Here is a 19,879-nt window from a genome sequence, read left to right on the forward strand (position 1 = left end):
GTAAACAAAAAAGATAAAAAAATGCTCCTCATAATTGAGAAGCATTTGGGTTATTTTTCATTTCACATAAATTGCGTCCGAGGGAGGTAATTAAATGTCGCTTAGCGACTATTTGAAAGCGTTTAAGCCAGTAACATCCATTCCTGTAATCAGTAAGTGAATATCGTGAGTTCCTTCGTAAGTAATCACACTTTCAAGGTTCATAGAGTGTCTCATAATAGAGTATTCTCCACTAATTCCCATACCGCCTAGCATTTGTCTAGCTTCACGAGCAATATTAATTGCCATGTCCACATTGTTTCTTTTTGCCATAGAAATTTGTGCTGAAGTTGCTGTTCCATTGTTACGCATCACACCTAATTTCCATGCTAATAATTGTGCTTTGGTGATTTCAGTAATCATTTCAGCTAATTTCTTTTGTTGTAATTGGAATTGACCAATTGGTTTTCCAAACTGCATACGTTCTTTACTGTAACGTAAAGCGGTATCATAACAATCCATGGCTGCTCCAATGGCTCCCCAAGCAATACCAAATCTAGCAGAATCTAGGCATCCAAGTGGTGCGCCTAGTCCAGATTTATTAGGTAATAAATTTTCTTTAGGAACTTTAACATTATCAAAAATAAGCTCTCCAGTTGCTGAAGCTCTTAAAGACCATTTGTTATGTGTTTCAGGAGTTGAAAAACCTTCCATACCACGTTCTACAATTAAACCGTGAATTCTTCCTTCTTCATTTTTAGCCCAAACTACTGCTACTTGCGCAAAAGGCGCATTAGATATCCACATTTTGGCACCATTTAAAAGATAGTGGTCACCCATGTCTTTAAAATTGGTTACCATGCCACCTGGATTAGAACCATGATCGGGTTCTGTTAATCCAAAACAACCCATCCATTCTCCAGAAGCTAGTTTTGGTAAGTATTTTAGACGTTGTTCTTCATTCCCATATTTCCAAATTGGATACATAACCAGAGAAGATTGTACAGAAGCTGTACTTCTAACACCAGAATCACCACGTTCAATTTCTTGCATGATTAATCCGTAAGAAATTTGGTCTAAACCTGCTCCTCCGTATTCATGAGGAATATAAGGTCCAAAAGCACCAATTTCGGCTAATCCTTTTATAATTTGTGTTGGGAATTCAGCTTTTTGAGCATAGTCCTCTATAATAGGTGATACATCACGTTTAACCCACTCTCTAGCCGCAGTACGTACTAATTTGTGTTCGTCGGTTAATAATTCGTCTAGATTATAATAATCAGGAGCTTCAAATAAATCAGGCTTCATTTTTAAATCTTTATGTTAGAAAAGCAAATGTAACAATTTGTTACATCTTTAGATAAAAATCTTTTGTCAAATTTATATACTCTGTAGTGTATTGATGTCTCGAAGTTTCTATGGTAAGATCTTCTAAAATAGGTTCGCTTTTAGTGAATGAAAACTGAATGAGACTTCGTTTAATTTCTGAAGTAGGTGAACCTTTTACGTGCAAAATTCTATTTGGAAATAAACCAACTTTTATAGCCAAAGCAATAAAATGTTCTTCTTCCTTAAAAGGAATAATGACAGAGAAGATTCCATCTTCTGATAACAATTTTGAAGCACTTTCAACTAAATGATTAAAAGGCATGGCATCTTCAAAGCGGGCCAAATCACGTTGGCTGTTATCTGTTTTATAATCTTCAGAATAAAATGGCGGATTTGAAATAATCAAGTCGTAAGTGTCTTCTATCTCTTCTGCAAATTCCTCAAGTGACGCATGATAACAAAATAATCTGTCGGCCCAAGGAGAGCTTTCAAAATTTTCAACACATTGTTCGTAGGCTTCATCATCAATTTCAAGCGCATCTATCGCTTCGGCATAACTTCTTTGAGCTAGAATAAGTGCTAAAACACCAGTTCCAGAACCTATATCTAATATTGAAAAGGGATTTGTTTCGATGGACGTCCATGCGCCAAGAAGCACGGAATCTGTGCCGATTTTCATCGCACATCGGTCTTGGTTTATACTGAATTGTTTAAATTTGAAGGGTTTACTCACAAATTCCAAAAATTAAATTCCAAATTCCAAAAGGATCAGGATTTGTTAATAATAGCAGATAATATTTTACGAAGTTGTTCTGCTTCATTTATTAAATTAATTAAATCTTCATCTATAGGATTTAAATCTCTAAGCAGTTTTAGCCATAAAACAGATTCTTTGGCTTCCTTTCTTGAAATTTTTAATCTAAACTTGAAATCTTTATCCCCAAGTTTTTCATTCGCTTCAATATAGTTTGCAGCAATTGATCCAGAGGATTTAACTAATTGTTTTCCATCTTCAATATTTGAAATTGTTTTTTGAAGTTGTCGTACTTTCAATCTACAGTCTTTAGCAAACAAATATGTTCTTTCCTCTAAATCGTATATTTTATAAGATGCCATAGTCGGAAGTTTTGGAATTTGTTATTTCAAGTTTGGAATTTTTTAAAGATATAAATCTATGAGCCCTTCTGGAGTTTCAACAAAAACGGTCTTATTTGGTCTATCTATTTTATTAATAAACTCATCATTCATTGGAATTAAGATTTCAATTCCATCTCTGTCTATTTCAAAAAGAGCTTGAGCTGTAGAATCATTAATCGATACAATAGTTCCCACAGTTCCGAAGTTGATGTCTTCTACTTTAAAACCAATAACTTCATGGAAATAAAATTTATCTCCTTCTAATTTTGGCAAAAATTCAAGAGGTAAATACACATCACATTTTATCAAGGCATCAGCATCTGGTTCGTTGTCAACATCTTCAAAACGCACACGTAATAAATCTGATTTATGTAATTGAGAGGCTTCAATAAAGAAGGGTACTAAATTATTTCGTAAATCAACAAACATGGCATCTAGGTTTTCGTATAAGCCTGGTTCGTCTGTATCTAATTTTATAAGTAATTCGCCTTTAAAGCTGTACTTTGATACTATTTTTCCTAAGTAAAAACAATCTTCTTTTTTCATATTTATTTCCCGTTAAAACGGGAACCTTTTTTTAATTATGAGAATCCCACTTCTGTAGGAATAAAAAAACCCAGACTTTAAAAAGTCTGGGTTCAAAAGTATAAAAAATAATTGTTTTTATTCTTCTTCGCCTGAAGCATCTGCTTCTGCTACTGGAGCATCTTCTGCTACCGCTTCAACAACTTCCTCTACAGGAGTGTTTGCTGCAATACGAGCTTCATTAGCTACTTTTTCAGCTTCGAAAGCTTTTGCTTTAGCTTCTGCATCAGCTTTTGCTAATCCATCAGTTTTTGCTCCTACTTTACCAGCTTTTTCATCTAACCAAGCAGTGAATTTTGCTTCAGCTTGCTCTTCAGTTAAAGCTCCTTTTCTTACACCACCGGCAAGGTGATTTTTAAGCATTGCGCCTTTGTAAGAAAGTATTGCTTTAGCGGTATCAGTTGGTTGTGCACCATTCTGTAACCATTTAACAGCACCATCAACATCTAATATAATAGTTGCTGGGTTTGTGTTTGGATTGTAAGCACCTAATTTCTCTAAGTATTTACCATCTCTTTTTGATCTAGCATCTGCTGCAACGATCCAATAGTAAGGTTTCCCTTTCTTTCCGTGTCTCTGTAATCTAATTTTAACTGCCATATAAATTAATTGATGAGGTTCGCGACCTCTATTATTAATAAGTGTGCAAAGATACGATATTTTTTTAATTCTCAACTTTTTATATAAAAAGGAATTGTTAGTTTTTTTTATCTTATTTTTGAGTCCTTATTATTAATTTTTAAAATTTTTTATGAAAAAGTTATTGGTACTTGCATTAACCATTTTTACAATGGTAAGTTGTGGTGATGAAATTGAGTTTAATTCACCAGCAATGCAGGGAAAGGTAGATGGTAGTAACTGGAAAGCAGTCTCTTATAGTGGGTATATTGATGAAAATGGAAAATCAATTATTACTGGAGATAATAATTACGAAACTGTAAGCTTACAGGTGTCTTCCTTTGCTGTTGGAACTTATTTGTTAGGTGAGAGTAATACAAATATAGCGACCTTAATAGATTCTGACCTTCAGGAATACTCAACAAATAATTTGCCAGATGAGAATATCGAATTGTATCCGCCAGATGGTATTATAGAAATTACGGAGTTTAATTCTTCTAATAATTCCATTACAGGGAAATTTTGGTTTAATGCTTACTCTGCTTCAGGAACTGAAACAGTAAATTTTAGTCAAGGGATCTTTTACAACTTGCCTATTCCTTTTTCCTCAGATCCAGTTTTATTATCTTGTGATGAGGCTGTAGCTGCAACAATAGCGGCTCAAGAAACCTTTAATTCAACAAGCACAACAGCTCCTGCTTATCCTACAGTTTGTAATGCGTATAGAGCAGCATTAATGGATCAGCAAACGGCTTGTGGTGACGATACTGGAGTGCTTCAGGCAATCATAGATACGTTATATTGTGGCGATGATGATAATGATGGGGTTTTAACTATTAATGAAGATCTTAATGGAGATGGAGACCCTACGAATGATGATACTGATGGAGATTCAATTCCAAATTATCTAGATGAAGATGACGATGGCGATTCTATTTTAACTATAAATGAAGATATAGATGCTGATGGCGATGTTGTAAACGATGATACTGATGGCGATTCAATTCCTAATTATCTTGACAACGATGATGATGGCGATGGAATTCTAACTATAGACGAAGATGCTAACGGAGACGGAGATCCAACCAACGATGACACGGATGGGGACAGTATTCCAGATTATTTGGACAACAATTAATTTCCAATATAAAATAAAGTAATAAAAACGCAACTTGAAAGAGTTGCGTTTTTTGTTTATAACTGTTTGCTGTTTCTCTTTAAAAAAGCATTAATTCTATGTAATTTTATAGTCTTATTTTTTTATAAAATTCATATAATTTTCCCCAGCTTATACTGAGCGTAGTCGAAGGATGGGGAAATCTAAAAGGGACTTATGTATTTAATTTTCGATACCGAAACAACAGGTTTACCAAAACGCTGGGATGCACCAATTACAGATACTGATAATTGGCCAAGATGTATTCAAATTGCTTGGCAATTGCATGACGATATGGGAAAATGTATCGAACATCAAGATTATTTAATCCAACCAGACGGATTTAATATTCCTTATGATGCCGAGAAAATTCATGGTATTTCTACCGAATTAGCCCAAGAACAAGGAATCCCTTTAGCAGACGTTTTAGTAAAATTCAACGAAGCCTTAGCTAAAGCCAAATTTGTTGTGGGTCAGAATGTTAAATTCGACCTCAATATTATGGGAGCCGAATTTGTAAGAGAAAACATAGAAAATCCCTTACAAGAACTTCCGGTATTAGATACCTGTACAGAACATACAGCTACACTTTGTCAGCTTCCTGGCGGACGTTATGGAAAATTTAAGCTTCCAACACTAACAGAGTTACATCAGTTTTTATTTAATCAGCCTTTTTCTGAAGCACATAATGCCACGGCAGATGTGGAAGCAACCACACGTTGCTTTCTAGAATTAATTCGTCGTGAAGAATACAGTCAAGAAAAACTAGACGTTCAGCCAGATTATTTTAAGAATTTTTCTGAAGCCAATCCAAAGGAAATAAAACTTATCGGTTTAAAGCATATCAACCTAAAACAGGAAAGTGCTAAAATCAATAAACGCATCCAAGAGGAACAATCGGTTGATCTTTCTGAAGCTGAAATAAAGGAGAATATTTCAGAAATGGCTGAAGCAGAATTTGTTCATCTGCACAACCATTCGCAATTTTCAGTCTTACAATCTACCATTAGTATTCCCAAATTAGTAGCCGCAGCGGCAGATCAAAATATGCCTGCTGTAGCCTTAACAGATCATGCCAACATGATGGGAGCTTTTCATTTTGTAAAAGCTGTTAACAATCATAATAAAGGGATTCAGACTAAAAACAAAGAAGCTGAAGATCGTGGGGAAATCCCTTCGTTAAAGGAAATAAAACCTATTATTGGTTGCGAATTTTTTGTTTGTGAAGACCATTTAGATAAAAGTAGAAAAGACAACGGGTATCAAATAGTACTCTTAGCAAAAAATAAAAATGGCTATCATAATTTAGCCAAATTATCGTCTCATGGCTTTGTAAATGGGTTTTATTATTTACCAAGAATAGATAAAAAACTTATTCAAGAATATAAAGAAGACTTAATAGTTTTAACAGGGAATTTATACGGAGAAGTACCAAGTAAGATTTTAAATATTGGAGAAAATCAAGCCGAAGAAGCCTTGTTATGGTGGAAGGAAGAGTTTGGCGAGGATTTGTATATAGAATTAATGCGACATAATCAGGAGGATGAAAATCGTGTAAATCCTGTTTTGGTAGAGTTTTCTAAAAAGCATAATGTCAAACTTGTTGCAACAAATAACACGTATTATTGTAAGCAAGATGATGCCAATGCCCACGATATTTTACTTTGTGTAAAAGATGGCGAAAAACAAGCAACGCCAATAGGTCGCGGACGTGGTTATCGTTACGGTTTACCAAATCAAGAGTATTATTTCAAGTCTTCAAAAGAGATGAAAAATCTCTTTAAAGATTTACCAGATGCTATTTCTAACATTCAAGAAGTTGTCGATAAAATCGAGTTTTATCAACTTGCCAGAGAAGTCTTATTACCTGCTTTTGATATTCCAGAGGAATTTAAAAATGATGACGACCTCACTGATGGAGGTAAACGTGGTGAAAATGCCTATTTAAAACATATAACCTTTGAAGGTGCCAATAAGCGCTATCCAGAACTTACTGAAGAAATTACTGAAAGATTAAATTTTGAATTAGATGTTATTCAGAATACCGGATATCCTGGTTACTTTTTAATTGTTGAAGATTTTATTCGCGAAGCTCGAAAGATGGATGTCTCTGTTGGTCCTGGTCGTGGTTCGGCAGCAGGTTCGGTTGTAGCTTATTGTCTTAAAATTACAAATATAGATCCTCTAAAATATAATTTACTTTTTGAGCGTTTTTTGAATCCGGATCGTGTAAGTATGCCCGATATCGATATTGATTTTGATGATGAAGGAAGAAGCCGTGTCATGGATTATGTTATCCAGAAATATGGAAGCAACCAAGTGGCTCAAATTATCACTTATGGAACCATGGCTGCTAAGTCGTCTATTCGAGATACGGCTAGAGTTTTAGATTTACCGCTTTTTGATGCAGATAGAATTGCCAAGTTAATTCCAACTATGTCTAAGTTGCATAAAATTTTTGGGGCAGATGAAAAAGCCTTGAAAGGGATGTTTCGGGCTGAAGATTTGGAAAAGGTCAATCAGCTATTAAACATTTCAGATGGTGATGACTTGGAGGCAGAAACAGTAAATCTAGCTAGAACCCTTGAAGGTTCTGTTAGAAATACAGGAATTCATGCCTGTGGCGTAATTATTACTCCTGACGATATTACCAAGTTTGTTCCAGTAGCAACAGCAAAAGATTCAGATTTGTATGTTACCCAATTCGATAACTCGGTTGTGGAAGATGCAGGTTTGCTTAAGATGGATTTCTTAGGTCTAAAAACTTTGACATTAATTAAAGACACTGTAAAAATTGTCAAAGCAAAGCATGATGTTGATCTCGATCCAGATACGTTTCCCTTAGACGATGAAAAGACTTACGAGCTCTTTCAAAAGGGAGAAACGGTAGGTGTCTTTCAATACGAATCTCCTGGAATGCAAAAACACCTTAAAGAACTAAAGCCAACAGTTTTTGAAGATTTAATTGCCATGAATGCTTTGTATCGTCCTGGACCTATGGAATATATTCCAAGTTTTACCCGACGTAAACACGGACAGGAAGATATTGAGTATGATCTTCCAGCAATGGAAGAATACCTTAAGGAGACTTATGGAATTACGGTTTATCAAGAGCAAGTAATGCTACTTTCTCAGAAATTGGCTGGTTTTACTAAAGGTGAAGCCGATGTTTTAAGAAAAGCCATGGGTAAGAAACAAATTGCGGTTTTGGATAAAATGAAACCTCAGTTTATTGAACAAGCGGGAGAGAGAGGACATGATAAGGACAAACTTGAGAAAATCTGGAAAGATTGGGAAGCTTTTGCCAGTTATGCCTTTAACAAATCGCACTCCACTTGTTATGCTTGGATTGCCTATCAAACCGCTTATTTAAAAGCACATTATCCAGCAGAATATATGGCGGCTGTGCTTTCTAATAATATGAATGATATCAAGCAGGTTACGTTTTTTATGGAAGAATGTAAACGAATGAAGCTAAACGTGCTTGGTCCAGATATTAACGAGAGTTATTATAAGTTTTCTGTAAATCAAGATAATGCTGTCCGTTTTGGAATGGGAGCTATTAAAGGAGTTGGGCATGGAGCCGTAAAAACTATTGTAGAAAACAGAAAAGACGATGGCAATTATAAATCGATTTTCGATTTTGCAAAACGAATAGATTTAAGAGCTGCTAATAAAAAAGCTTTCGAAAACCTAGCTTTAGCTGGTGGTTTCGATTGTTTTGCTACGACGCATAGAGCGCAATATTTTCTTGACGAGGGCGATGGTATTACTTTTCTGGAAAAGGCAATCAAGTATGGGGCAAAACATCAAGAAAATGAAAATTCGGCGCAAGTAAGCTTATTTGGTGAAGCCAGCGATGTTCAAATTGAAGAGCCTTTGGTGCCTCCTTGCGAAGTTTGGGGAACCATGGAAAAACTAGCTAGAGAAAAAGAAGTGGTTGGAATTTATATTTCTGGTCATCCTTTAGACGATTTCAGAATAGAAATGAAAACTTTTTGTAATGCCAATTTGGCATTGTTAAGAGATTTAGATCAATTTATCAATAGAGAGCTCACTTTTGGTTGCGTGGTTTCAGATGTGCAACATAGGGTGAGCAAACAAGGAAAAGGATGGGCTATTTTTACTGTTGAAGATTATACAGATAGTTTTGAATTTCGAATTTTTGGAGAGGAGTATTTAAAATTCAGACATTTCTTGTTAAAAAATTCCTTTGTTTATGTCAAGTTGTTTGTTCGTGAAGGTTGGGTAAATAGAGAGACTGGAAATAAAAGTGAGCCAAGAATGCAGTTCAATAGTTTCCAGTTGCTACATGATGTTATGGATACTTATGCTAAGAAGTTATCCATTCAATTACAGATTTCCGATTTGCAAGAAGATCGTATTTCAAAATTAAAAGAATTGTTTACCATGCATGCAGGCGATAATCTCCTAAACTTCATAATTTATGATACGGAAGAGCAGATAAAACTGGTAATGCCCAGTAGAAAACAAAAAGTGAAAATCTCGCAAGAACTGTTGGATGAATTGGAATCGAATGATGTTTTTTATAAGTTGAATTAGAATTTTTTAGGAGTAAAGACTCTGGTGAAAAAGAAGCATATAGAATTAAACAATAGGACAATAAAAGAAACAAATTGTCAGGGTGTAAGCTTTGGCAAAATTTTTGACTAATATTGTATAATAATAAGAAGTTGAACATATTAAACTATAAATTATGGCATTAGAAATAACAGATGCAACGTTTGAAGAAACAGTATTAAAAAGTGATAAACCAGTGATGGTAGATTTTTGGGCAGCTTGGTGCGGACCATGTAGAATGGTTGGACCAATCATTGACGAAATAAGTACAGAATACGAAGGTAAAGCCGTTGTTGGAAAAGTAGATGTAGATGCAAATCAAGAATTTGCTGCTAAATATGGTGTTCGTAACATCCCAACAGTTTTGGTATTTCAAAATGGAGAAGTAGTAGGACGTCAAGTTGGTGTAGCGCAAAAAAGTGCTTATACGGAAGCTATCGATGTGCTTTTGTAACATACTTTTTATAAGAAAAGATGAAAGGTTTGCTTAACGGCAAACCTTTTTTTTGTTAAAAAATGAAGGTGTTTTAAGGTTTTTGAAAAATTTTCATGAATTAAAAATGTGTTTATGTTAACCTTACTTGTAAGATGCTCATTAAAGGATATAACTCAAGTATAATTTAAAACACGATAAAGATGAAACTAAAATTTTTAAGATGCTTATCCTTAGCATTTGTTACCGTATTAGTATTTTCATGTAGTAAAGATGATGATAACGATGAAATCATTGTAGAGCCAACTGTTAATCAATTATTCAACATTCAAAATGCTACCTTGCAGAATGCCGATTTCCCCACAAGAAACTCAGATGTAAACTTAGAAATTCTAAATATAAATACGCATGTTATTCCCGGTGGAACTTCATATGCAACCATAGAAACAAGCACTCCTGCGCAAAAAATATTTGTAGGTGCTGTAGATAAAATAGGATTTTATGAACTTGAATCTCAAAATAATTCCGACTTAAATCAAAATTTCATCTTAAAAATCAACCAATTAAATCACGAAAGTAGTTTTACTCTCCAATTAGCATATCTCGATGCAAACAATAATGTAAGTGAAACAATTTATGTAGACTTATTTGTAACCATTGTTGGTACTGGAGCTTTACAGGTAAGTCTTTCTTTTGATAATGACAAAGACATTGACTTGCATCTTATCGAGCCAAATGGCGACCATATTTATTATAGTAATCCGCAAAGTAATAATGGTGGCTATTTAGACTTAGATTCTAACCCAGGTTGTTCTATTGATGGAATTAACAATGAAAATATTTTTTATCCAGACAATGCCATTATAGAGGCAGGTACTTATTTTGTCTATGTAGACATGTATAGCAATTGTAATCCTGATATTGCGACTAATTTTGTAACATCGGTTTATTTAAACGGTGTAGAAATACCTACTTCTACTCAAAATCCATTTACAGGAAATTTCCCTAATGGTTTTCCAAGTAATTATGGCGGTAGCGATATAGCAAGCGATATAGCACCTATTTTCTCTTTTGAAATTACAGAAGGAATGGCCAGAGCTTCGCAATCTGAAAGAAAGTTGCAACCTAAAATATTAACTCCTTCCGCTAGAATGAAAATGATAGAATCAAATTCTCATTAATCCATAAATATCATTTTAATGTTTAAGGCAAACCCAAGTTATTTATTTGGTGTTTGCCTTTTTAATTAAAACTTAAGCGAAATATTGTGGTAACGAAATTCTAAAAGAAAAGATAAAAGGTTTGCTTTAACGAGAAACCTTTTTTAGTTTAGGGGCTTATGGATTTAACTAAAGAACTTAACAAAACTGGAGGTTTTAAAAACTTAGATTTACTTGCCAAGCAGGTTGTTGAAGGATTTATTGCCGGAATGCATAAAAGCCCGTTTCATGGTTTTTCGGCAGAATTTGCCGAACATAAAATCTATAATCAAGGAGAGAGTACCAAACACATCGATTGGAAACTCTATGCTAAAACAGATCGGTTATACACGAAACGTTATGATGAGGAAACCAATCTTCGTTGTCATTTAATAATTGATAATAGCAGTTCTATGCACTATCCGGAGCTGAAATCGTTTTCAATAGATCATTTAAATAAAATAGCATTTACAGCTTTAGCTTCTGCTTCGTTAATGCATGTTCTAAAAAAGCAGAGAGATGCCATAGGAATGAGTATTTATAGTGATAGCTATAATTACTATGCGCCAGAGAAAGGAAGTGAGAGACATCACCAAATGCTCTTAAATCAACTTAGTGACCTCGTTGTTACAAAACCTGTCAATAAACAAACAGAAACTTATACCTATTTACATCAAATAGCTAAAAAAATAAAGAGACGTTCACTTATTTTTTTCTTTACAGACATGTTCCAAACGGATGTCGATCAAGAAAAATTATTTGAAGCTTTAAGACATTTAAAATACAACAAGCACGAAGTAGTATTGTTTCATGTGTTTGATAAAGAAAAAGAAGTGCTATTCGATTTTGATAACACACCAAAGCGTTATGTGGATGTCGAGACTGGTGACCACATTAATCTGTATGCCGAAAACATAAAAGAGACCTATAAAAAGGAAGTTTCTGATTTTTTTGAGACCTTAAAATTAAAATGTGCTCAATACAAAATAAAATATGTGGAAGCGGATATTACAAAAAATTTCGATAACATCCTGACAACCTATATGGTAGAGCGACAAAAATTTGGATAAATAAAAAAAATAAAAAAAACTTCAAAAAACATTTGAGATGTTATAAATGAGGTGTATATTTGCAATCGCAATTAAGCAACGGTCTGGTAGTTCAGCTGGTTAGAATGTCGCCCTGTCACGGCGAAGGTCGCGGGTTCGAGTCCCGTCCAGACCGCTAAAATTGTTAATCGCTTAGAAATCAATTTGATATCTAAGCGATTTTTTTTTTGGTGTAAAGTGAAGGTATTCTTAAGGATGTATGATTGTTGGTTTTGTCTTTGACGGTATAAACCAACTGATGCATTAAGTTTATAATAACCTAATGCATCAATTAGATATTTCTAAGAAAGAAATATATACCGTTTTAAACTTAGAGCCCTTACCTCACTAAAGAAAAATGCGAACGAAATTGCTTTGTTTGCCCGGATTCTTCAAAAGTTAATACAAACCAATAGTCTGTAGCAGGAAGAAGTTCTCCATTAAATGTACCATCCCAACCACGACCTGATGGTTTAATGTTTGCTAAGATCTTGCCATAACGATCGAAAATATTAATGGAAGCTTCTGGTTGATTACTTAACGAAGAGATGTTCCAGATGTCATTATAACCATCTGCATTAGGAGTAACAAATTTAGGGTAATCTATAATATTTATATCTTCAATAATGATATAACCACAAGAAGGGGTGTCCGTTTTTCTGTCATAAACATAAACAGTATGTATGCCACCACTGACATTAGTAAAAACCCCGCCATTATTTAGTATCGGGCCATTGTCTAATTGAAACCAATATTCACCATAGCCATCTACTGTAACTGTGATACTTGGATTGGGATTGAACGTGTCAGATTGCGTTACGCTAACAAAAACTGCTTGTCCAGATTGGATTACTTCAAAAGGTTCGCTTATTTCTGAAGTACAGTTAGCAACTGAATTAATTTCTGTGATAGAAATGGTATATAAGCCAGGAGAGGCTGTATTAATTACATAGCTACCTTGATTAGCTCCTGCGATTAAAACACCATCTAAATACCAAGTGTATTCGTAATTAGGATCCTGTAAATCACTTATTAAGGTGACTTGGTTTTGTGAGATTCCAGTTTCAAAATCAACACATATAGTATTAAGTCCATCTACAGAAGTTATTTCTGGTTTTAAAATAGGACTTACAGTATAATTGAAAGAAGTCGTTGCAAAACACACATCAGGAATATGAATGTTTGTAACTCGAATATAAATAGTTTGATTATAAGCGGTAGTATTAATAAAGTTAGCTGGATCTGGAATTGAGTTGAACCCATCTATAGCATCTTGACTATTCCAATAGTAACTAACTTCAAAAATGCTCGAATTTTGACCATTTAAAACTTCAGAATCTAAGGTGGTTAAATCGAAAGGGAAATAGCCGTCATTCATGCCATCGTAATCACATTCTATAATAGGGTTTGGCATGGTTGCCGTAGCGGCATCTTCCACAAATAAGTCAAACGGAAAAACATCAGAACATAATGTGGTGTTATTAGAAATACTTACATAGATGATTTGATTATAAGCTGCAGTATTTGTATATGGGTTAGTTGAAATTAAAATACTTGTCCCTGGATCTTCATAAAATGTAACCGTAAAATCTGCTTGGTTTTGGGTAGCACCTAATATGTTTGGTATTTCGGCTAATAAATTAAAACTATCAATTCCATTACTACTTGTACTACATGCGGTTAACATAGTTAAATCTATTACAGGGATTGGATTTACAATAATCTCCATAGTTTGGGAGATGGCGCATTGTCCTGAATTAGGCGTAAAAGTATAGGTAGTATTGGCTGTATTATTTATTGAAGGATTCCAAGTTCCAGCAATTCCATTATTCGATGTTGTTGGTAATGGAGCTAAACTATCACCATTGCAAATAGGAGTAACCTGTGTAAACATTGGTGTTACAATTGGATTTACAATTATTTGCATTGTCTCTACAGTTGCACACTGTCCTGCATTGGGAGTAAAAGTATAAGTTGCAGTTGTAGTGTTGTCAATTGTTGGATTCCAAGTTCCAGTCACGCCATTATTAGAGGTTGTTGGTAATGGTGTTAAAGCATCTCCACTGCAAATAGGTGCAACTTGTGTAAACAGAGGTGTTACAATAGGATTTACAATAATGTCCATAGTTTGTGTGGCAGCACATTGCCCTGGATTTGGTGTAAAAGTATAGGTGGTTGTTGTGGTATTGTCCAAAGTTGGGTTCCAGTTTCCGGTAATTCCATTAGTCGAAGTTGTAGGTAGAGGACTTAAAACGTCCCCATCACAAATAGGATTAACTTGAGTAAATGTTGGAGTTATGGATGGGTTTACAACAATTTCCATGGATTGTGTTGTAGCACATATTCCCGAATCTGCTGTAAAGATATAGGTAGTGGTTGCCGTATTGTTAATGGATGGGCTCCAGGTTCCTGTTACGCCATTATTGGATGTGGTTGGTAAAGGCGCTAAAGATTCTCCACTACAAATAGGAGCAACTTGAGTAAAGGTTGGTGTAATTATTGGATTTACGGTAATGGTCATAGTTTCTACCGTTCCACATTGGCCTGCATCAGGCGTAAATGTATAGGTTGTTGTGGTTGCATTATCAATTGCAGGGCTCCAAGATCCAACAATGCCGTTATCAGATGTTGTTGGCAGTGGTGCTAAAGTATCTCCACTACAAATTGGGGCAACCTGAGTAAATGAAGTTGTTATAATTGGGTTTACAACAATTTGCATATTTTCAACTAATGCACATTGACCTGCATCCGGTGTAAAGGTGTAGGAAGTGGTTGAGGTATTGTTAATTGCAGGACTCCAGGCTCCTGTTACACCATTATTGGATGTTGTTGGCAAAGGAGCTAAGGTTTCACCATTACAAATAGGAGTTACTTGAGTAAATACGGGAGTTATAATTGGGTTTACAACTATATCCATTGTTGGCGATGTTCCGCATTGACCGGCATCAGGAGTAAACGTGTAAGTAGTTGTTGTTGTATTGTCGATTGCTGGGCTCCAGGTACCTGTTACACCATTATTGGACGTAGTTGGTAAAGGAACTAAGGTTTCTCCACTACAAATAGGAGCAACCTGTGTAAAGGTTGGTGTAATTATTGGATTTACGGTAATTGTCATTGTTTCTAACGTACCACATTGACCTGCATCAGGCGTAAATGTATAGGTTGTGGTTGAAGTATTATCTACTGTTGGATTCCAAGTTCCTGTAACACCATTATCAGATGTAGTTGGTAATGGGGCTAAAGTTTCTCCATTACAGATAGGTGCAACTTGCGTGAAAGTAGGTGTTAAAATGGGGTTTACAGTTATTAGCATGTTTGCAACTATTGCGCATTGCCCTGCATCTGGTGTAAAAGTATAAGTTGTTGTTGACGTGTTGTTAATTACAGGGCTCCAGGTTCCTGTTACACCATTATCGGATGTTGTTGGCAAAGGAGCTAGGGTTTCACCATTACAAATAGGAGCAACCTGAGTAAAGGTGGGGGTGGCAATTGGATTTACCGTGATGGTCATCGTTTCTACTGTTCCACATTGACCTGCATCAGGAGTAAATGTATAAGTTGTAGTTACTGTATTATTCATTGCAGGACTCCAGGTTCCATCAATACCATTATCTGATGTAAGTGGTAAAGGAGCTAGAGCATCACCTTCACAAATCGCCGTTACTTGAGTAAATATTGTTGTTATATTAGGGGTAACAGTAACCATTGCCGTTCCAGATTGGGGATTGGGGCAGATAGGCATATTGGCTGCATCGAATATTTCAGCGCTTGTTAGCTCTAGCGTAGTATCTGTAGTTGGATTTAAAGAAATGGTTGCTACTCCTGCAGCATTAAGAAGAATATTTAGAGAAGTGGTACCTCCATCTAAGGTATAGTAAACTCTAGCGTCTGGTGTTCCTGTTATAGTAAAAGTTACATTCTCTCCCTCACAAGCAGTTGTAGGCGAAACAGCAACCGTGGCTTCTGGTAAGAGAAACACAATTAAATCAAACTCAACGATGCTATAACAGTCCGTGCCACTTGATTTAGCTTTTGCATAAATGGTTTGCGGGTTAGAGGTGTTTGAATAAATAAATCCATTTAATGGGTATAAACCGTCTGTAGCATCTGCCAGACTGGCAAAGTATTGAACAGGATCACTACTGATGCTACTGCTTAAACTATTTAAAGAAAAAAGTCCTATATCTGGAGTACTGCTACAAGTTATTTGATCACCAATATCGTTAACCGTAGGAGGCGTAGGAAAAGCACCAGTGCCATCCATTGCAGTACCTGTCCATTCTAATTCAAAACCACCATCACCATGAGGTCTATCTATAACTAAATAATAAGTTTCTCCAGGAAGAACGTCTAACCACCATACATAACCATTTCCATTTCCGGCTGGTCCAGCTTGTGTTGCGGATGTACTACCATTTATTCCTGTATGATTATTTAAAAGATCAGCTGCGTCTGGGTTTGTTGTAGAACATCGAACAGGAGTTCCTAAATTGGAACAATTATTTGTTTCATATACAAAAAAATCATAATCAACTGTAATATCTGGATCATTAGGGATTAAATCGAAGCCTAATTGTCCAGCTTGAACTATATTTATTTTTAACCATAATGAGTTATGCTCAGCACCAGAACAACTTGAAACTTCCCAGTCATCACCAAAACCAGAGGCATTAGACATGAAATTTCCATTTCCACAAACGGTAATGGCATCCACGCAATCATTGGGTTCATTCTGTGCTTGAACTTGTGAAAACAATGCTATAAAAATCCCTAAAATTAAATACTTGTTCATTTTGAACGTTTTCAGTTTTATAAACTCTAATAGTCAAACTGTTTTTAAAATTCAGGTGGACTATTAGATGCTTATTGTAATTAATATATTAAATGGTTTTAAATGACCATTAAATTTAATCTAAAAAAAGCGGATTACTCTTTGATAATCAGTCTATTATTTAATTATCAAGAATTCCGAACGTCTGTTCTGAGCATCTTCTTCCTCTGTGCAATTTGCTTTACAAGCCACTTTAGGGTCTGCACTTCCAATACCTTCAGCTGAAAGTCGGTCTTTATTTATTCCTTTAGAAATAAGATACTGAACGGTTGATTGAGCACGTCTTTCAGACAGTTTTAAATTGTATTCTGGACTCCCTTGGCTGTCTGTATGTGAACGTACCAATATTTTCATATCGGGATAATCATTCATTATTGTTACCAATTTATCTAATTCGAATGCACCTTGCTGTGTAATGTTACTTTTATTAAACTCGAAGTAGATGTTGTTTAATTTGACTTCGGTTTCAGTAATCATTTCATTTATTGGATTTAATGAAGCATTTACAGCTAAGGCATCTTTTTTAGTGCCTGTAACAGGTATGGTAAGGGCATCATATCCATCTTTTGAAATTGTGATATAATAATCAGGTTCGCAAGAAACATGAAAGGACGTGTTGCCTTTAGAATTACTAGACTGTTCTGTAATAGGATTATTTTGAGAATCTTTAATAACTACTTTGGCTCCTGAAATTAGAGCATTTGTTTTAGCGTCTTTTACAGAAACTATAATTTCTACATGGCAAATTGGAATGGCCAAATAAATATTGTCTACTCCAGAACGATTAGATGAAAAATACCCGATTTCCTTAAGTGTATTTATACTAAAAGCGAAATCGTCTCTATTAGTATTAACCGCGTTTCCCAGGTTGATGGCGTCTTCATTGTTGTTTAATTCTACTTTAAAGATATCTAATCCACCAAAACCTTGTTTGCCACTTGATGCAAAATAAAGGATGTTGTTGTCGCTAATAAAAGGAAAACCTTCTTTTCCAGAAGTATTTACACGTGCTCCTAAATTTTCTGGTTTGCTATAAGAATTACTGCTAATAGAAACTTTCCAAATATCAGTATCTCCTAATCCTCCAGGCATATTAGAAGTAAAAAATAGGGTTTTGCCATCCGAACTTAAACTTGGGTGACTTACAGAATAGTTAATACTATTGAATGGTAATGCTTGGATGTTTTCCCATTTCCCATTAACTAAATTTGCTTTATATAAGCCTTGTTGCGCTAATTTTGCCTTATTGTTTTTTAATTTTTTGTAAGAACCTTCACTGTGTCCATCACGAGAAAAATACATGGTTTTACCATCGGCACTTAAAGTAATTGGGCCATCATGATAAGGAGTGTTTAAACTTTTAACAGCTTCCGGTTCTGTTAAACTTCCATCCTCATTTCTTACCGATTTGTAAATGTCTAAATAAGATTGGTTTGTCCAATAATCTTCTTTTTTGCCGTTACTTCTTGTACTCACAAAATAAAGAATATTATCATTTGTTAGAATAGCCCCAAAGTCACTTCCTTCAGAATCACTTATTGTAGTTTCTTCAACCTCGAAGAATTCTGACTTATCTGTTAGTTGAGGTATATAATTTGGATTTTTCAAATGATTTTTGGCACGAATATCATTAGGCATTTTTTGCGCAAAAACATCCATTTGCTTATTAGCCTCCTTATATTTTCCTTGAGATTTTAAAGTTTGTGCATATTTAAAATATGTTTCAGCATCTTGATCTGTTTGGACTGCTTTGGCATACCATTTAGTAGCTTCTTCAATATTAAAAACATTGTAATAGCTGTCTGCTAATTGCTTATAAACATGCGCATCTGCTTTATTGTTCTTAATTAGTATTAAGTAGGCATCGATAGCATCGACATATTGATAACTCTCAAAAAGATTGTCAGCTTTTTCAGAATTTTTGTTTTGTCCGAAGCTGGCCGTCACAATAAGGGCGATACTTAAAAGACTATATATTTTTTTCATTTTAAACACTTTTTTTATTAGAAAAATCTAGGTGAAACAGATACTTTTTTAGGGAAATTTAAATCGAATAATAACATGATTTCATGAGAACCGGATGTTGAAATATTAAGTTCAGATGTTGTAAAATCATATGCATATCCAATTCGTATTTCCGGAGTTATTGCAAAATTTGCCATAGCTCCGATAGAATCGTCTAGACGATAGGTAGCTCCTATTTCAAATTTTTCGAAGAATAGAAAGTTTGCTGAAACATCTAATGATGTTGGTGCTTCAAACGCCGATTTAAGTAAAAACGAAGGTTTAAATTTTGTGTTAGAAGATAAATTAAACACATATCCGGCAGATAAGAAATAATGCATCACATCTGAGCCATATTTATACTCTTGACCATTGTCTGATAAATCTAAATACGTATTATCTAACATGTTTGGGATAGACAAAGAAACATAGTATTTATCTGTGTAATAAAAGACACCGGCTCCAATATTTAAAAAAGTATTACTCGTGTTTTCACTAAAAGCTTCATCGCCAGCATCAGGTACATATCCATTACCTATATCGCTGTAAAGACCAATTTTCTGGAATGTTGCGCCAGTTTTAACACCAAAAGCCAATTTATGTTCTCCTCCTAAATTTAAAGTATATGAGACATCTACATAAGCATTTGTTTCCTCTACTGGTCCAATTTTATCTGAAACAAGGGAAAGTCCTACTCCTACATTTTTTCCTACAGGACTGCTAGCAGAAAAAGTAGCTGTTTTAGGGGCGTCATTTATACCAACCCATTGAGAACGATATAATAATCCAATAGATAAATCTTCTTTAGAACCTGCATATGCAGGATTTATAACATTCATAGTATACATGTATTGTGTATACTGAGGGTCTTGTTGAGCATGTACACTGCCTAAGATCATAAGTGCTAATGCGATTGTAAAATATATTTTTTTCATCTGT

13 protein-coding genes and 1 tRNA gene are annotated in these 19,879 nt (G+C 34.8%); 6 read left to right on the forward strand and 8 right to left on the reverse strand.

What is annotated here, in order from left to right:
- Positions 1-108: 108 nt before the first annotated feature.
- From IEV77_RS04580 to IEV77_RS04600, 5 genes are all read right to left on the reverse strand, one after another.
- Positions 109-1,287: an acyl-CoA dehydrogenase family protein gene (locus IEV77_RS04580; RefSeq protein ID WP_188462273.1), complete on the reverse strand. Its 1,179-nt coding sequence runs from the start codon at positions 1,285-1,287 to the stop codon at positions 109-111.
- A 40-nt stretch (positions 1,288-1,327) separates the two neighbouring features.
- Positions 1,328-1,987 (reverse strand): tRNA1(Val) (adenine(37)-N6)-methyltransferase, encoded by a 660-nt coding sequence (locus IEV77_RS04585; RefSeq protein ID WP_373282322.1) that lies wholly within the window; start codon positions 1,985-1,987, stop codon positions 1,328-1,330.
- Positions 1,988-2,076: 89 nt separating this feature from the next.
- Positions 2,077-2,424, reverse strand: coding sequence for a four helix bundle protein (locus IEV77_RS04590; protein WP_188462277.1), 348 nt, complete (start codon positions 2,422-2,424; stop codon positions 2,077-2,079).
- 42 nt (positions 2,425-2,466) lie between these two features.
- Entirely contained in the window at positions 2,467-2,991 is a 525-nt protein-coding gene (gene rimM, locus IEV77_RS04595; RefSeq protein ID WP_188462279.1) for a ribosome maturation factor RimM, read from the reverse strand.
- A 117-nt stretch (positions 2,992-3,108) separates the two neighbouring features.
- Positions 3,109-3,630: a 30S ribosomal protein S16 gene (locus tag IEV77_RS04600; protein ID WP_188462281.1), complete on the reverse strand. Its 522-nt coding sequence runs from the start codon at positions 3,628-3,630 to the stop codon at positions 3,109-3,111.
- A 151-nt stretch (positions 3,631-3,781) separates the two neighbouring features.
- Here IEV77_RS04600 and IEV77_RS04605 point away from each other — a divergent pair, with 151 nt between their 5' ends.
- The 6 genes from IEV77_RS04605 (at position 3,782) to IEV77_RS04630 (ending at position 12,241) form a co-directional block, all read left to right on the forward strand.
- Positions 3,782-4,786 carry a DUF6252 domain-containing protein gene (locus tag IEV77_RS04605; protein WP_188462283.1) on the forward strand — a complete coding sequence of 335 codons (1,005 nt, stop codon included), beginning with the start codon at positions 3,782-3,784 and terminating at the stop codon, positions 4,784-4,786.
- Positions 4,787-4,981: 195 nt separating this feature from the next.
- Positions 4,982-9,367: a DNA polymerase III subunit alpha gene (gene dnaE, locus IEV77_RS04610; RefSeq protein WP_188462284.1), complete on the forward strand. Its 4,386-nt coding sequence runs from the start codon at positions 4,982-4,984 to the stop codon at positions 9,365-9,367.
- Positions 9,368-9,521: 154 nt separating this feature from the next.
- Positions 9,522-9,839 carry a thioredoxin gene (gene trxA, locus IEV77_RS04615; protein ID WP_188462286.1) on the forward strand — a complete coding sequence of 106 codons (318 nt, stop codon included), beginning with the start codon at positions 9,522-9,524 and terminating at the stop codon, positions 9,837-9,839.
- Between the two features lie 182 nt (positions 9,840-10,021).
- Positions 10,022-10,999 carry a YfaP family protein gene (locus IEV77_RS04620; RefSeq protein WP_188462288.1) on the forward strand — a complete coding sequence of 326 codons (978 nt, stop codon included), beginning with the start codon at positions 10,022-10,024 and terminating at the stop codon, positions 10,997-10,999.
- A 158-nt stretch (positions 11,000-11,157) separates the two neighbouring features.
- Positions 11,158-12,087 carry a DUF58 domain-containing protein gene (locus tag IEV77_RS04625; protein WP_188462290.1) on the forward strand — a complete coding sequence of 310 codons (930 nt, stop codon included), beginning with the start codon at positions 11,158-11,160 and terminating at the stop codon, positions 12,085-12,087.
- An 80-nt stretch (positions 12,088-12,167) separates the two neighbouring features.
- Positions 12,168-12,241: transfer RNA gene (locus IEV77_RS04630), tRNA-Asp, on the forward strand.
- Positions 12,242-12,445: 204 nt separating this feature from the next.
- Here the strand turns inward: IEV77_RS04630 and IEV77_RS04635 are convergent.
- The 3 genes from IEV77_RS04635 to IEV77_RS04645 form a co-directional block, all read right to left on the reverse strand.
- On the reverse strand, positions 12,446-16,897 hold the full coding sequence (locus IEV77_RS04635; protein WP_188462293.1) for a T9SS type B sorting domain-containing protein: 4,452 nt from the start codon (positions 16,895-16,897) through the stop codon (positions 12,446-12,448).
- 156 nt (positions 16,898-17,053) lie between these two features.
- Positions 17,054-18,922 (reverse strand): OmpA family protein, encoded by a 1,869-nt coding sequence (locus IEV77_RS04640; protein WP_188462295.1) that lies wholly within the window; start codon positions 18,920-18,922, stop codon positions 17,054-17,056.
- A 17-nt stretch (positions 18,923-18,939) separates the two neighbouring features.
- Entirely contained in the window at positions 18,940-19,875 is a 936-nt protein-coding gene (locus tag IEV77_RS04645) for a PorP/SprF family type IX secretion system membrane protein (RefSeq protein WP_188462296.1), read from the reverse strand.
- Between the last annotated feature and the right edge of the window lie 4 nt (positions 19,876-19,879).

Source organism: Xanthomarina arctica, from assembly GCF_014638915.1.
GTDB classification, from domain to species: Bacteria; Bacteroidota; Bacteroidia; order Flavobacteriales; family Flavobacteriaceae; genus Xanthomarina; species Xanthomarina arctica.